This window comes from Pseudomonas sp. LBUM1649 (genome assembly GCF_059716155.1).
Genome location: NZ_CP166807.1, coordinates 4,070,484 through 4,085,659, shown reverse-complemented (window position 1 = coordinate 4,085,659; position 15,176 = coordinate 4,070,484). Strand labels below are relative to the sequence as shown.

12 protein-coding genes are annotated in these 15,176 nt (G+C 58.0%); 4 read left to right on the top strand and 8 right to left on the bottom strand.

Annotation, left to right across the window (positions count from 1 at the left end):
- Nucleotides 1-69: 69 nt before the first annotated feature.
- A complete protein-coding gene (locus ACA058_RS18790) occupies nt 70-816 on the bottom strand; it encodes a hypothetical protein (protein WP_497635373.1) in 747 nt (248 codons plus the stop codon).
- Between the two features lie 271 nt (nt 817-1,087).
- Between ACA058_RS18790 and nspC the strand changes: the two genes are divergently transcribed.
- Together nspC and ACA058_RS18780 are read left to right on the top strand one after the other, a co-directional pair.
- Nucleotides 1,088-2,185 carry a carboxynorspermidine decarboxylase gene (gene nspC, locus ACA058_RS18785; RefSeq protein WP_497635372.1) on the top strand — a complete coding sequence of 366 codons (1,098 nt, stop codon included), beginning with the start codon at nt 1,088-1,090 and terminating at the stop codon, nt 2,183-2,185.
- Nucleotides 2,186-2,212: 27 nt separating this feature from the next.
- Nucleotides 2,213-3,457, top strand: a complete 1,245-nt coding sequence (locus tag ACA058_RS18780; RefSeq protein WP_497635371.1) for a saccharopine dehydrogenase family protein — start codon at nt 2,213-2,215, stop codon at nt 3,455-3,457.
- Nucleotides 3,458-3,613: 156 nt separating this feature from the next.
- Here ACA058_RS18780 and ACA058_RS18775 read toward each other — a convergent pair whose 3' ends face one another.
- Nucleotides 3,614-5,005: an aldehyde dehydrogenase family protein gene (locus ACA058_RS18775; protein WP_497635370.1), complete on the bottom strand. Its 1,392-nt coding sequence runs from the start codon at nt 5,003-5,005 to the stop codon at nt 3,614-3,616.
- 100 nt (nt 5,006-5,105) lie between these two features.
- On the opposite strand from ACA058_RS18775, the gene ptrR reads away from it, so the two are divergent.
- Nucleotides 5,106-5,987: a putrescine utilization regulator PtrR gene (ptrR, locus tag ACA058_RS18770; protein ID WP_497635369.1), complete on the top strand. Its 882-nt coding sequence runs from the start codon at nt 5,106-5,108 to the stop codon at nt 5,985-5,987.
- Here the strand turns inward: ptrR and ACA058_RS18765 are convergent.
- A complete protein-coding gene (locus ACA058_RS18765; protein WP_497635368.1) occupies nt 5,984-7,447 on the bottom strand; it encodes a sensor histidine kinase in 1,464 nt (487 codons plus the stop codon). The two genes, ptrR and ACA058_RS18765, sit on opposite strands and share 4 nt — an antisense overlap.
- 324 nt (nt 7,448-7,771) lie before the next feature.
- A complete protein-coding gene (locus tag ACA058_RS18760; RefSeq protein WP_497635367.1) occupies nt 7,772-9,979 on the bottom strand; it encodes an ELM1/GtrOC1 family putative glycosyltransferase in 2,208 nt (735 codons plus the stop codon).
- Nucleotides 9,980-10,338: 359 nt separating this feature from the next.
- On the opposite strand from ACA058_RS18760, the gene ACA058_RS18755 reads away from it, so the two are divergent.
- Nucleotides 10,339-11,148 (top strand): phosphocholine cytidylyltransferase family protein, encoded by an 810-nt coding sequence (locus tag ACA058_RS18755; protein ID WP_497635366.1) that lies wholly within the window; start codon nt 10,339-10,341, stop codon nt 11,146-11,148.
- On the opposite strand, the gene ACA058_RS18750 is transcribed toward ACA058_RS18755, so the two are convergent.
- The 4 genes from ACA058_RS18750 to ACA058_RS18735 form a co-directional block, all read right to left on the bottom strand.
- A complete protein-coding gene (locus tag ACA058_RS18750) occupies nt 11,124-11,972 on the bottom strand; it encodes a metallophosphoesterase family protein (RefSeq protein ID WP_497635365.1) in 849 nt (282 codons plus the stop codon). The two genes, ACA058_RS18755 and ACA058_RS18750, sit on opposite strands and share 25 nt — an antisense overlap.
- 149 nt (nt 11,973-12,121) lie before the next feature.
- Nucleotides 12,122-13,015 (bottom strand): hypothetical protein, encoded by an 894-nt coding sequence (locus ACA058_RS18745; protein ID WP_497635364.1) that lies wholly within the window; start codon nt 13,013-13,015, stop codon nt 12,122-12,124.
- A gap of 87 nt (nt 13,016-13,102) precedes the next feature.
- Nucleotides 13,103-14,074, bottom strand: coding sequence for a diacylglycerol/lipid kinase family protein (locus ACA058_RS18740; protein WP_497635363.1), 972 nt, complete (start codon nt 14,072-14,074; stop codon nt 13,103-13,105).
- Nucleotides 14,064-15,170: a CDP-alcohol phosphatidyltransferase family protein gene (locus ACA058_RS18735; protein ID WP_497635362.1), complete on the bottom strand. Its 1,107-nt coding sequence runs from the start codon at nt 15,168-15,170 to the stop codon at nt 14,064-14,066. Before ACA058_RS18735 ends, ACA058_RS18740 begins: the two co-directional genes overlap by 11 nt.
- Between the last annotated feature and the right edge of the window lie 6 nt (nt 15,171-15,176).

Genomic DNA, 15,176 nt, shown 5'->3' with positions numbered 1-15,176 from the left:
GAGAAGGTCGGGATTTACCCGAAGCGATTTCATTTGCGACGAAAGGTAATGGGCAAGACCTGGGTCGGCTTAAAACACGATGCCAAGCTTTACGCCGTACTCGTCTCTGGTCTGTTTGTCGAATCCGGTAAACTGAAACTGACCGTCCAGCTCATACTCGTAACGGTTGAAATAAAGGCTGGCAATCAAGGGAATCGACCCTTGCTGGTTGAACAGCCAGCTCAGTTCGACGTAAGGATTGGTGGTGTCCTTAAGGTCCAGCTCCTGGCTGCCCAAGTCGTGGATTTCCAACTGCGAGTCGCCGTCGATAACCTGGCGAACCCCTGCTTCCAGGCGCAAGGTTGAACTGCTGAATGCGTGGTTGTAGCCGGCTGCCACTTTTGCGAAGGGAGTGCGATTGGTGAGATTGATGTCGTACCGGTTAAAATCCGGGTCATAACGGTTCCACTTGTAGCCTGCTCCGATCAAAACGTCTAAAAAATTATCGGCATCCAGGGCCATCCTCCAGCCAAGGTCGAGGTCGGCCTGGCCATCGGTGACGCGCTGATGTTTTTCTTCGGAGTACTGCCCGGTGATCTCTGCCTGATACACGAGGCCGGCCCGGGCAGTCATCTTGTTGCCGAAGTTCAGGAACACGCCCGCTTCGGGGATATGCTCTGTGCTGGTGGGGCTACGGCCTGTGAACTCCAGCTCGCTATAACTTCCCAACAAGCCGACGGCAAAAACAGGGTCTTCGGAAGGCGCTGCGCAAGTGATTGGGGGGGCGACGCCCGCGAGGAGGGAAGTGACAACAGCAGCAAGACTGGTCCTATTCATGAGAACTCCATCAGCGCACTGACGGTCCGTGACGGACCTGTCACTAACAACAATAGTCGGTTTTGGTACGGTGTTAGACCGGTCGTCGGCAAGAACGCAAAAAAGATGGCATTTGGCCTTGGCGTCATCTTTTTGTCGCCTGTCAGTGCGACTTTTCGGGGTTGCCGCGCGGATCCCTGTCCGACGAACTGCACTTCTGCTCTTTCGATATGTGGCCAGTGCGGGCACAATGCGCATCCTTTTTTTGGCTGGCCTTGCCGGAGGCCTCGAAATGATCAAAACGCCGTACTACCTCATCGATAAGCAAAAGCTGCTGGGCAACATGGAAAAGATTGCCTACGTGCGTGAGCAGTCCGGGGCCAAGGCCCTGCTGGCACTCAAGTGCTTCGCCACCTGGTCGGTGTTCGACCTGATGCAGCAGTACATGGATGGCACCACGTCATCGTCGCTCTACGAGCTCAAGCTTGGTCGGCAGAAGTTCGCTGGCGAGACTCACGCCTATAGCGTTGCATGGGCCGATGACGAAATCGAGGAGATGCTCGACAACTGCGACAAGATCATCTTCAACTCCATCGGCCAATTGCAGCGCTACACTGAAGCTTCTGCAGGCAAGGTCTGTGGTCTGCGCGTCAACCCGCAGGTGAGCAGCTCCGATTACCTGCTGGCCGACCCGGCACGGCCGTTCAGCCGCCTGGGCGAGTGGGACCCGGTGAAGATCGAGCAGGTCATCGAGCAGATCACAGGCTTCATGTTCCACAACAACTGCGAGAACGGCGACTTCGGCCTGTTCGACGAAATGCTATGCACCATCGAAGAGCGTTTCGGCCATCTGCTGCACAAGGTCAAGTGGGTCAGCCTCGGTGGCGGCATTCACTTCACCGGTGAAGGCTACGCGCTGGATGAGTTCTGCGCGCGCCTCAAGGCCTTCTCGCAGAAGTACGGTGTGCAGGTTTACCTGGAACCAGGCGAAGCGGCCATCACCCAGAGTGCGTCGCTGGAAGTCACCGTGCTTGACACCCTCTATAACGGCAAGCACCTGGCGGTCGTGGACAGCTCCATCGAAGCCCACATGCTCGACCTGCTGATCTACCGCCTGAACGCCAAGCTGGCCCCGAGCGAGGGTGAGCACACCTACATGGTGTGCGGAAAATCCTGCCTGGCCGGAGACATTTTCGGTGAGTACCAGTTCGATCGTCCGCTGGCCATCGGCGACCGCCTGTCGTTCGTCGACGCAGCGGGCTACACCATGGTCAAGAAGAACTGGTTCAACGGCCTTAAAATGCCGTCCATCGTAGTGAAACAACTCGACGGTAGTGTCGAGGTGGTTCGTGAGTTCGGTTACAACGACTATATGTCCAGCCTCTCGTAAGCTGGCTGAGAAGGAGAGAGAGAAAAATTGAAGAAGAACGTACTTATCATTGGTGCAGGAGGTGTCGCCAAGGTGGTGGCCCACAAGTGCGCGCAGCACAACGACGAACTCGGTCGTATTGCTATCGCGTCGCGCAACATCTCCAAATGCCAGGCCATCATCGACAGCGTCAAGGCCAAGGGCAGCCTCAAACAGCCCGCTGAAATCAAGGCATTCACCCTCAATGCCCTGGACGTCGAGGCGACCAAGACGCTGATTCGCGAAACCGAATCGCAGATCGTCATCAACGTCGGTTCCGCCTTCCTCAACATGTCGGTGCTGCGTGCCTGCATCGATACTGGCGCGGCCTACCTGGATACCGCCATTCACGAAGAGCCGGGCAAGATCTGCGAAACGCCGCCCTGGTATGGCAACTACGAGTGGAAGCACCTCGAGGAATGCCAGCAGAAGAACGTCACCGCCATCCTCGGCGTGGGCTTCGACCCGGGTGTGGTCAATGCCTATGCGGCACTGGCCAAACAACAGTATTTCGACAACATTGATTCGATCGACATTCTCGACGTCAATGCCGGTTCCCATGGCAAATATTTCGCCACCAATTTCGATCCGGAAATCAATTTCCGCGAGTTCACCGGGCAGGTGTGGAGCTGGCAGGACAGCCAGTGGACCAGCAATACAATGTTCGAAGTCAAGCGTACGGACGACCTGCCGGTAGTCGGTTCGCAGAACCTGTACCTGACCGGTCACGATGAAGTGCACTCGCTGTCGAAGAACCTCGGCGTGCCCAACGTACGTTTCTGGATGAGCTTCGGCGAGCACTACATCAATGTGTTCACCGTCCTCAAGAACCTCGGCCTGCTCTCCGAGCAACCGGTCAAGACCGCCGAAGGCCTGGAAGTCGTGCCGCTCAAAGTGGTCAAGGCGGTGCTGCCCGATCCGAGCTCGCTGGCCCCTGGCTACACCGGCAAGACCTGCATCGGTGACCTGGTCAAGGGCACCAAGGATGGCCAGCCGCGGGAAGTGTTCATCTACAACGTTGCGGACCACGAGGAAGCCTTTGCCGAAACCGACAGCCAGGGCATTTCCTATACCGCCGGTGTACCACCGGTGGCTGCAGCCCTGCTGGTAGCCCGCGGCGAGTGGGACGTGCAGCGTATGGTCAACGTCGAGGAGCTGCCAGCAGAGCCGTTCCTCAAGGCGCTGGACGTGATGGGCCTGCCAACCCGCGTCAAGGACGAGCACGGCGACCGTGCCTGGGACTGCAACGCCTGAGGCTAGTACTTAGTAGGAGCGAGCCTTGTGGCGAGGGGATTTATCCCCGTTGGACTGCGCAGCAGTCCCATTTTCTGGGTCGCTTCGCGACCCAACGGGGATAAATCCCCTCACCACAAGGCTCGCTCCCACATTGGATTAATTGCGCAGATTCGATCAGTGGCGATCCAGCCACACCGTCTGTGCATTGCAGAATTCGCGAACACCGAAATGCGACAGCTCACGACCGAATCCGCTTTTCTTCACGCCGCCGAACGTCACGCGCGGGTCGCTTGCGCAGTAGCCATTGATGAAGACCCCGCCGGTTTCCAGTTCACTGGCCATCTGCTGGGCCTGCTCGACATTGCCGGTGTAGACGGTGGCAGCCAGACCGAATTCACTGTCGTTCGCCAGTTCCAGCGCATGCTCTGCATCGCGAGCGGTAATGATCGAAGCGACTGGGCCAAACAGCTCCTGTTTGAATGAAGTCATCTGGTCAGTGACACCGGCCAGGACCGTAGGCTCATAGAAGTTGCCCGAGCCTTGGGCTTTCTTGCCGCCGAGCAACAAGGTCGCGCCTTCCTCCAGGGTGTCGCGCACCTGTTGATCCAGTTCATCGCGCAGATCAAAGCGGGCCATCGGGCCGATGTACGTCTCGACGGACAGTGGATCGCCGACCACCAGTTTGCGCGTGGCGTCGACAAACCGCCGAGTGAATTCCAGGGCAATGCCTTGCTCGACGATCAACCGCTTGGCCGCCGCACAGACTTGCCCGGTGTTCTGATAACGACCGATCACGGCCGCTTTGACGGCGTCGTCGAGGTTGGCATCATTGAGCACAATGAACGGATCGGAACCGCCCAGTTCCAGGACGCACTTCTTCAGCGCCGCGCCGGCCTGAGCGCCGATGGCCATGCCGGCTCGCACACTGCCGGTCAGGGTGACAGCGGCGATGCGTGGGTCGGCGATCGCCGTGGAAACACCGTCCGGCGTGACGTTGATGACCTCGAAGACGCCTTCGGCAAAGCCCGCCTGCTTGAAGGTATCCAGCAGCAGGTAGGCGCTACCCATTACATTTGGCGCGTGCTTGAGCACGAAGGTATTGCCGGCAAGCAGCGTCGGGACCGCACCGCGCAGTACTTGCCAGATCGGGAAGTTCCACGGCATGACCGCGAGAATCGGGCCCAGCGGGCGATATTCGATGCGCGCCTTGCCGCCTTCGACCAGAGTGGGTTCAGCGCTCAACATGGCCGGACCGTGGTCGGCATACCACGCGCAGAGCTGCGCACATTTTTCAATTTCACCGTGGGCCTGAGCGATCGGCTTGCCCATTTCAAGGGTGATCATGGTAGCCATGGCTTCTGCGTTGTCGCGCAATGCCTGGCCAAGGGCAATCAAGCGCTGCGCGCGTCGTGCGACCGGTTCGCGGCGCCAGGCACGGAACCCGCTGGCGGAACGCGACAGGGCAGCCTGCAATGCCGCTGCGGATTCGAAAGGGTAGTGGCCGATCTGTTCACCGGTCGCCGGGTTGATCGAAATGGCGTGGGTAAGGCTGGAAACGTTGGTCATGGCACCGTCCTGCGGGGTAGGAATGCGCTCAGGTTACGGTGCTGTATGTTTTCTTGAAACTGAATAATAATGAGCGTCTTGTTCACGTTTGGAAAATGAATTGGACTTGGTACAGCTCGAGATTTTCAAGGCTGTCGCCGAGCACGGCAGCATCAGCGTGGCCGCGCAGCACATCCATCGGGTGCCCTCGAACCTGACCACGCGGATCAAGCAACTGGAGCAGGATCTGGGCGTCGACCTGTTCATCCGAGAAAAAAGCCGCCTGCGCTTGTCGCCGGCCGGCTGGAGTTTCCTCGACTACGCCCGACGGATTCTCGACCTTGTCCAGGAGGCCCGCGCCACGGTGGCGGGTGAAGAACCCCAGGGCACATTTCCCTTGGGGTCGCTGGAGAGCACCGCAGCGGTGCGGATTCCCCAGCTGTTGGCGGCCTATAACCAGCAGTACGCCAAGGTCGAGCTGGACCTGTCCACCGGACCTTCCGGGACCATGATCGACGGGGTTTTGGCAGGCCGCCTGACCGCCGCTTTTGTCGATGGCACGGTGCTGCACCCGGCGCTGGAGGGCGTACCGGCATTCGAAGAAGAAATGGTGCTTATTGCACCGCTCAACCACAGCCCGATCCATCGCGCGCAGGACGTGAACGGCGAAAACATCTATGCCTTCCGCTCCAATTGCTCCTACCGCCACCACTTCGAAAGCTGGTTCGCCAAGGACTCGGCAGTGCCGGGCAAGATCTTCGAAATGGAGTCCTATCACGGCATGCTCGCCTGCGTCAGCGCCGGCGCCGGCCTGGCCCTGATGCCGCGCAGCATGCTGCAGAGCATGCCCGGATGCAGCACGGTCAGCGTCTGGCCGTTGTCGGAGTCCTTCCGCTATCTGCGCACCTGGCTGGTATGGCGCAGGGGGACGGTGTCGCAGAGTTTGACCATGTTTGTGCGATTGCTGGAGGAGCGGTGTGCAGTGACAAGAGCAACCGTCTAGGGCAGTGCGTTGGCTCTCCTGTCCTGAACCCTGAATCTCAAGTGCATGGAGGTTCCCTGTTTTTCATGAATTGTCAGACTCGCTTCGCCGCCGAAGCTTTCCATGATCTGCTTCACCATGATAAATCCAATCCCCAGCCTGCCTTGTCTGGTGGTGTAGAAAGATTTGCAGGCCATCATTTCCTGTTGCCGTGAAGATCCACCGCCGGTGTCGCCAATGGTGAGATTCAGCCACTGATGGGCTTCATCCACGCTAGCCTGGATGTTCAGTTTTCCTGCGGTCGGCATCGCCTCTATGGCATTGGCAATGACGCTTCTTAAAATCTGCGAGAGCAAAAGCGGATTGCTGATTATCCGAGGCGTGGGTTCATTTTTGAACTCGACCTGGATTTTTGATTGACTCAGTTGCGCGCTGAAGCTGTTGAGGGTGGCCTGTACTATCTCCATCGGATCCACCCGTTCTGCCTCTCCGCGGATCGGGCCCAGACACAGGAGCAATTCCTGCACCCATCGCGACATCCGATCCACCTGACCGACAATATCGTCGATCTGCTTCTTTGCAGGCTGGCCCTCCATGTCATTTGCCAATTCTGCGCTTGAACGGATACAGGCAAGTGGGTTGCGAAGGCTATGGGCGACGGCAGTGGATATTTCGCCCAAGCCAACGTAGGTCTTGTTGGCAACGACTTGAGCCTCTCGTGACGCCAACTGAATCGATGTTCGTCGAGCAATCCAGTAAATCCCGAAATAAACAAGCAGACCGCCCATGGTGGACAGCCAGATTATCCAGTGCCCGTGGTCGAGGCGTTCAATCAGGTCGACTGGCTCCCTGTAGATTTCAACCACCGCCAGAATGTTTCCCTGGTCATCGACAAGAGGGATGTAACTTTCGATGAAGAACTTTTTCGGCGGGTGCAAGAATTTCTGCTCGCTGCGGTCTGCATCGACATTGCTGTACTTAGTGGATATCCGTTCTTTGGAACTGAATGCCTCTTCAAGCTCGTCATTGAAAAAAAATTGACCAACCAACTTCCCATTGGTTGACCAGACCACTGTTCCAAGTGGGGAATAGATGTTGATCAAGAGCGAGTTTGGGAGATGCGCAAGATAGTCCAGGAATCCCGAGCCGACAGGCTGTCCGCCCTGCTTTTTGTCTTCTGGCATCGTCTCATGTTGAGCGAATGCCAGTACCTCCCCGATCTGCTTTCCTGCCAGTCCGTGATGACGTATCTCACTTTTTGCTATGGTCTGGATGAACTGTGCTGACATCAGTGCATCGCGTTCAAGGCTTTCCGCGACTAAAAATCTTGTCGACCAAGAGCCCACCCCGAAAGCTATCACACTGATAAGAAGGAAGCTGACGATCGAAAACCACCGCAGGAGATTGAATTGTTTAGTGGGTGCAATCGAATCAACCCTTCCAGGGTGAAAGCGTTTATACAACACGTCGATTGCAAGCATAGGAAATACTCCTGGGTATGCTGCGTATCCAAGTTCCAGTAGTTTCAACTACTCAACTAAGCCCTGGATGAAGAGCATCATCCATGCCAAAAATCTGATGTCTGGGCGACGTGTCCAATAGCTACGCAATGCCGCGCTTGGGCGGTGCACCTTGCAACCATTTCGTCAGGAAAACGCTAAGCACGAAGCGGGTATTACAGCCCATATATGGGGGTTTTCCCCTGAGTGTGGGATAGCAAGCCGGCTTGCGGCATTACAGTCTCAGCGTTTTTTGGGCATGACGGGCAACAGGGATGTGAGGGACACACCTTTCAGTGTGACCAGCTACAGCGGGTGGTCGCCGATTATCAAGCCGCGAATGGCGTTAATGGCTCGTTCGCGGGCGCTTTTCAGCAATTGTGGAGAAAGCATTGGCGGCTGCATAAGCCCTTGTGATAAAGGCATGACGCCAAGTGCGATATGCGCCTGCTCGAATTGTCGTTCCCGCCTTATCAATCCGCCCGACACGAGTTTGAAATAGAGTCTGCTGAAGCGCTCCTGCTGCTTGGGCGTGCCACGTACCCCCGTTGTCCGGTCAATTACCCCCAGTCGTTGCTCCAGTGCGTGGCGAAGCCGGGCTTTGCCCTTGCGTTGGATGGGCAACGGAAATACCGCAACCGGACGCCCGGTCATGCAGGCCTCTGTCAGCATTGAAAGGCTGTCGCCGGTGACGATAAATCCATCCGCCAGCGCGAGAAATGCAGGATAAGGATTGTCTTGCGTCTCACCGAATCGATACGACCAGCATGGAATGTCAATGGCAGACAGCAACGCATCGGTGGTCGTTGCAGATGAGCGCGGACTGGTCGATAACAGAATAGAGCCACCCAGGGCTTTGACCGCAGCATTGGCTTCACGGCCGAGTCGAACCTCTGCATCCGAGTCCATACAATAGGGTGAAGCGCTTGCTCCCACGAGGACGGCAATCCAGGGGCGAGGCAGTGAAGTGAAGCGCTGTCGCCATAGCTCCAGTTGCGCCTGATCCAGCGTGCGCGGGTTCATATACGGGGCAGGGAGGTCCACTACGTTGTCCGCCAGGGCAAGCCCATATTGCGGCGTCGACAAGACCAGGTCGAAGCGCCACAACGGGACCTGGGCACGTCCCACATGCGCCAGTTGCGTCGTGCCCTTGGAGCGATGCTTGATCCATTGGGCAACCTGGGCGCAACGCCGTCCCGCACTCAAGACCATGTCTGGCCAGGGCGCGCTCAGGCCCGGTACTGGCCGTCTGGGCAACCTGGTGCCCAGCAGGGCGTCGAGCAGATAAGGACGGGGGGGTGTGGTTATAGGTTTGCATTCGTAAGGCCAGCCCAACGCGTCGGCCATGGCAATCAGCTGTGCATTGTCGCCTGCATGATTGCTCAGCAGCACCCAGACCCTGGGGCTATCGACCGTCTTGAGCCGCAACGCATAGTCAGCGACGAAGCGCTGCGTGCGACCCTTTTCATCCTCGCAATCGAGCTGCCAACAACGATCCGGATAGCGCCGCGCGATGCGCCGCAGGAGTCGGCGCCAGCCGCTGACAGAGCTGATCATCGAACCATCGCCGTTGAGCCTTGCCTGAATATAAAGCAATCGGGTGGCCAGACTGAACAGGCGATCCATGACCCAGGGCAGGTCTTCCGGAGCCAGCTTTTCAAGGCCATGGGCCGCGATGAAATCCTGAGGGGGTAAATCGACTTGGCGAAGCTGGTCAATATCGAACTGCCTGACCGCCGGGCCGTGTGCTTCCGTTTGTTGCCATGGTCCGATCAGCCCGAGCTTCGCACTCTGTAGCTTACGACTGAGCAGCTTGACATCTTCCGGGATGAGCGCCGGTTTCGTGGTGACTTCCCGACTGGAGTGGACGAATCGAGGACTGGGCTGAGCTGCCGAGTAGAGCTCATACCCGGCAGCGTCTGCCGCCTCCTCAAGGCTGAGAAAAATTTCGGCGTAGGGATGGATCTGATAGCTGTAGTGCGCGGGCAGCGGTCTCCAGGGCTGTAGATGTAGCGTCGTGTAATGCAACAACCGGGACTCGCCGTGTTTGTATTCCAGATCCCGGGCGTGCCAGATGGCATCCAGTATCCCGAAGCAACCGGGTATTTCGGCTGCAAGCGCATGCAGCTTTTTTTTGCTGGTCGTGGTGGCTGCTTTCATATTCCAGCAGCGGTGCATCCGCTCGCAGTCGATGAGCATGACGGCCGTCTCTCTGGGAGAGAGCGCCAAATAGCCGTGCTCGCCCATCGGTTGGTCAAACAGCGCGGCCGGGTCGGCGGTGTAGAGTTGATCGACGTCGTTATATATCGCGCGACCGTGGCGCCCCGCCAGGTCCGGGATAGCGAAGCGATAATTGGTGAAGCCGGTACGCCAGCCCGCCTGGGCGAATCCGGGCAGGCCTGTCATCCGGTAAATCTCATAACGGCGATCCGGGTTTCGCACCTGCTCCAGCGCAAAGACAAACATACGCTCGGCGCGGTGTTGCGCAGGTTCGGTACCCAGAAATATGCGCACGGCGGGTGCCTGCGGTGCCCCGGCTCGGGCTACCAAAACTATCGGCTCGATGCGGGGTATCGCGATTTGTTCCCCTATGTCCCCTGAGGCGACGGAGTCGCAGGTATCGATGCTTGAGGATGACTGTGCTGAACCCTCCAAGCGCATGAGCGTTTCCTCGGAAAATCAATCTCCAAAGCATAGAGCGAAATACGAGGAGTCGAGGATAAAGTTTGCGTGGGGTGCTTTTTTGAATCGAGGCGATGGGCGGGTGTCGAAAGGTTTAACTGAGCGAATGGATTGTTCTAGTCTACCAAGCAAGTCTTTAAATGATCGCAGGGTCTTGCTAGTTCAAATCCTTAAATAGGAGCCCGGGAGAAATGGGTCTATTCGAACAACGCACCCGTACAGCTGCAATCTTATTGAGCGCCGGGCAAGGACGACGGCTTCTTCCCTATACGACGAACACCCCCAAGTGCCTGATCGAGGTGGGTGGGCAGCGGGTCATAGAATGGCAGATTGATGCTCTAATGGCCGCCGGGATAAACCGGATCACCGCGGTGATCGGCTATGGTGCAGAGCAGGTCGAACGGGTGTTGAACGACCGTTACGGGCCAGGCGTCATTTCTACGATTTACAACCCGTTCTTTGAGGTTGCCGATAATCTGGCCAGTTGCTGGATGGCTCGCCAAATCATGCATGACGATTTCATCCTGCTAAATGGCGATACGTTATTCGACCAGCCAGTTCTGGAGCGACTACTTGATGCTCCTGCCAGGGCGATTACACTCGCGGTCGACAGGAAACTGGCTTACGACAGCGACGATATGAAAGTCCAACTCATCGGTGATCGAATTAGCGCCATCAGTAAACTGATTCCGCTCGATTATGTCGACGGGGAGTCTATTGGCATGATGCATTTTCAAACAGGAGGAGGACCGCTGTTTCGAAGTGCGCTGGAAGAAAGCATGCGCCGCCCTGAAGCCTTGCAAATGTGGTACTTGAGCATCATCGATTACCTTGCAGGGACTACTGGACAGGTTTTCGCACAGTCAATTGAAGGGTTGGGCTGGGTTGAGTTGGACTTTCCTGCCGACCTTAGGGCAGCGCAGGCACTGGTCAGGCCTTGGGCAGGTCGCAAGCATGCCACGCAAATCTCCCTTGCTCAGGGCGAGAAGCCGCAGTCCTGACGTGGTAACGCAGCCAGCGAACAGTCACAATGAGATTCGACGCTGCGCTCAAAGGCGCTGCGGGAGAAAGAATACTCCCAGCGTTCGATGGTGACTTGCCTTGTTCGTTTGTCCAGATAGATCCGATTGAACGAATTGGGGGCATTGCCGCGTATACGTGACGAGAAGGTCGTTCCCGCCTGCACACCCCAGATTTCCTTGGACAATCCGGCATATTGCGTGCTGAGTGCCTGCACATAGGGAAGATGTATGTGTCCCCCCATTACCAGATCGAGCCCTGACGAGGCCCAGCGCTCCAGTGCAGTCCTTGCACCGATCTGCAGATTGCGTCGGTCGGAAGCGACAATTGAACCGAACGGTTGATGAGCGACGACGATGCGCAGCTTTTGCGGATCGCACTTCTGTAACCGCTCAGCCACTTCCTCGACTTGCCGGGCAGTGACCTTGCCTGCTTTGTGGCGTGTAGGGTGTGTTGTGTTCAAGCCGATGATCAATGCATCGTCATTCTCGAAAATGGGTGCAAGATTGCTGTCGATGTACCTGTGGTAATTGCCGTAGGGTGAAAATACGCGCGCGAACAGGTTGTACAGGGGGATATCGTGATTGCCGGGTATCGTCAGGACTTGCGGCACTCCGTAGCCCTTGATGCGGTTGATGAATGCCTGCGCCGAGGCGAACTGTTCACGTCTGGCGCGCTGCGTGATGTCCCCTGAAAAAAGTACCAGATCGGCGCCATGAGCCTTGACGTGCGTTTCGAAGGCTTGCATGACGGGGGGCTGTTCTGTGCCGAAATGCGTATCGGAAATATGCAGAAGACTGGTCATCGTTGCTGGAAATCCTCTATACGCTTGATGTTCCACAAACCTGGCGCCACGCTGGGGCGATGCTTACGCTTTGGTGGTCGGGGCGGACGCGTTCTTTGCCACTTTTCATGGGTTTCCTCTGTTGTTCGCGTTGGCGAGGAGCAACTTCTTCAGCGCAGCCGGCGGCTTTTTAGCAGACGCCAGAGTAATGGCCAGCCGAAGACCAGTGGAAAACGACGCAAGCGATGGGTCACGACGATAGGCTCACCCAAGTGGCGTTCCAGCTTCCAGATGAGGTAGTCGACACCGTTTTCGAAGGTGAAAAAAGATTTGACCAACCGTGCCACGTTCAAGGTTCTTCCCTGAACCCGCCTCAATTTCCACAGTAGTTCATTACGTCGGCGCGTTGCCGTCGGGCAAAGGTTGCGATAACTATCTTCTTCGGCCGCACAGGCCACCATTTGCTTCACCGCAGGCGAGGCTGCCTGGGTGATGCGCGAATAATAGTTCATGTCATGCCTGACGAGCTGACTGGGCCGATCGGCTGATTCGGGGCGCAGCTCGGCCCGGTATGTCAGCGACAGTGATCTCTCCCATAGGGTAAAGCTGTCGAATCGATCCGGTAGATTGGCGACGCAGCGACCCATCAGCGTCATGACGGCTTGAGCCAGTGCGCAATGGATACGCTTGCGCGTATCCTCGTCCTTGAAGTAAACGAGCCGGCAGGGCTGGGCGAAACGGGCCCAGAGGTAGCTTTGAAACCACGAACCGGTACCCGCCTCGAAGTCTTGCAGCGACAGGATGGCGCATTTGGCATGGAGTATTTGTCCATCGGGCGCAGGCGTCCTGACGAGGATTACTGTGGGTGGAAGCCATGCATTGGCGAGCTGCTGCAAGCGCGTGTGATGAGCGTGAGCGTAGCTATCGACTAACGCATACAAGTCGACCATGCCATCGGTGAGATCGCCATTGCGCAGGCATGAACCGTAGGCCAGCAGCGCCACCAATGCATCGCCCAGGCGTGTGTGCAATGCCTGGACAATGCCCTCCAGCTCGCCGGGCATCGGCTGCGTGCATTGCTCCCTGACCTGTTCAAGCAGGTCCGCGGGGGGCGGCATGGAATCAGAGGCTCGCATCGGATCTCAATTGTCCTAAAAGGTCATGAAGCGGATCGGATCGGTGGCGGTTAGCGTGATCGTGCCCTGTGCTGCAAAAATTTCACCGTCCAGCACGTACTCGTCAGCACCACCGAGATCCATCCGGGTGAAATTGTGGCTGAAGTAACCATCCTGCTCTTTGATCATCGAGAAGGCCCGCCCCCAGAGCAGGAACGGCAGGATGAGGGCCAGTCGCCTGGGCCGATGCGCGATGGCGGTTAAATGAATGGGCTGTTGTTCGGTGCCCCAATAAGGTCTGCTCCCGGCCAGGAGCCTGTTCAGGGTCGTGGCAAACACCACCAGCCAGTCGCCTTCCCAGACTCCGCGATGGGTGCCCAGGCGAGCAGGCAATGCCGGGAACAGATCGTGTGGCAAGTTGTGCAGCGCGCAAAGCAGCATTCGGCCGAAGGCCAGCGACGGTCCCAGCGCCCCGGGTACGCGCTTGGGGCGCAGCTCCCGATGGTAGTAGCGCACGCCGTTCACAACAGCACCAATGCCGAAGAACATCCCGAATCGCGGCCCTTGGTACAGCGGGCCATCAACCCGAAGCGCCGCGCGCGATACGAGTTTTGGCGTTGCGGTATTCCCGGCGAGCCAGGCGGATAAGCTCGTCAAGGCCTTTTCGGCGCTCAGGCGCGCGCCCAGATCGATCGCGCTCATGTTAGTGGTGCCCCCCGGAATAACCAGAACGGTGGGTAGGCTTGAGGGCTCGCGGCTCAGCAGAATGGAGAGGGCGGCTTGCAGCGTTCCGTCGCCGCCCAGGATGACCAGCAGGTCACTTTCCCTGAGCTGGAAGTGGCACACGGCGTGGGCGATCTCCTGGGGCGTGGTCGCTTCGAGCACAGCCGCGCCGGGTACGTTGCGAGCGAGCAGGCGGAACTTGGGCAAGGCGCGTCGCAGGGTGCCGCTGCAAGGATTGAGCACAATCGCGACTTTCTCTGGCCGCGGGCAGGCATCAAGCATCATTGAGGCCCGAGCGGGGCGCGAACATCCGCACGATCAAGCGGTCGCGTTCGGCGGCCATGTCGATTCGGCTAAGCCAGGGCTGTGGCGGGTGACCTTGGTGCTTCAAGACAATGGCGGATATCGTGCGAACCCCCAGGACCAGCGTCGAGACGCAGGTCCAGACGGCCACCCAAATCAACCCCGTGTCATGGGCATCCACCGCCCATAAGCAGGTCAGTATGAGCAAATTTGGATTACGCCGCGCGGTGACCAGCCTGTTGAGTGAGTCGAAGGGGCGCCAGAGAAACAGCGAAAAAGGCGCGGCGAACCTGAACGCAACTTCGCACAGCCGGCCTGCGACATAGCCCAGGAAAATGGCCCAGAGCACAGGGCTGAGGGGTATATCCGAGTCCCACGTCGCCTCATATCCCATTCCCCACGCGATATACCAGAGCGGCGGGTGAATCAGGTCCAGGCCATGGTCGAAAATGTTTCCGAAGCGAGTGGAGGTCACGGTGACGCGTGCCAGCTTGCCATCCACCGTATCCAGGAACGTCATCAACCAGCCGGCCAGCAGGCCCGCGCCAAATAACCCATGCCAGAACAGAATGCCTGCCGCGATGGCCAGGACATAGCTTGCTGCAGTGACCTGATTGGGACTGAGCCCGAGCCGCACGCACCAGACTGTGGCCCAGCGAGCCGGAACTGGCCAGATAGCTCGGGTGATAAAGTCGGTGACACCTTTGTAGGAACCGTTGAATAGAGACTTCTCAAGATGCGCCTGATTGGCGGCGGTGATTTGCGCGACCCACGGCGGATCGAATTTGCGCAGTTGTGTCTGCATCGCTGTGGCCACGGTGCCGGGAACCACTTTGCGCAAGCCGGCCACTGCTGCACTGTCCAGACTGGGCAAGTGCGCGAGCCGATCGACACTGGCATGCGCCGCGACGATGGTGCCGGTTCGGGGATCCTGTAGCGCGACCTCAGGCGTTTCCATCAGCCCGCGGAGTACGCGCTCATCGTAAAGGTAGTCTTCGCGCAGCAGGACGACCTCGCCTTGTGCCGGCAACGGATCGCCTGCACTGCAGAGATGGGCGTTGGGAAGCTTTGCGAGCATACGGCC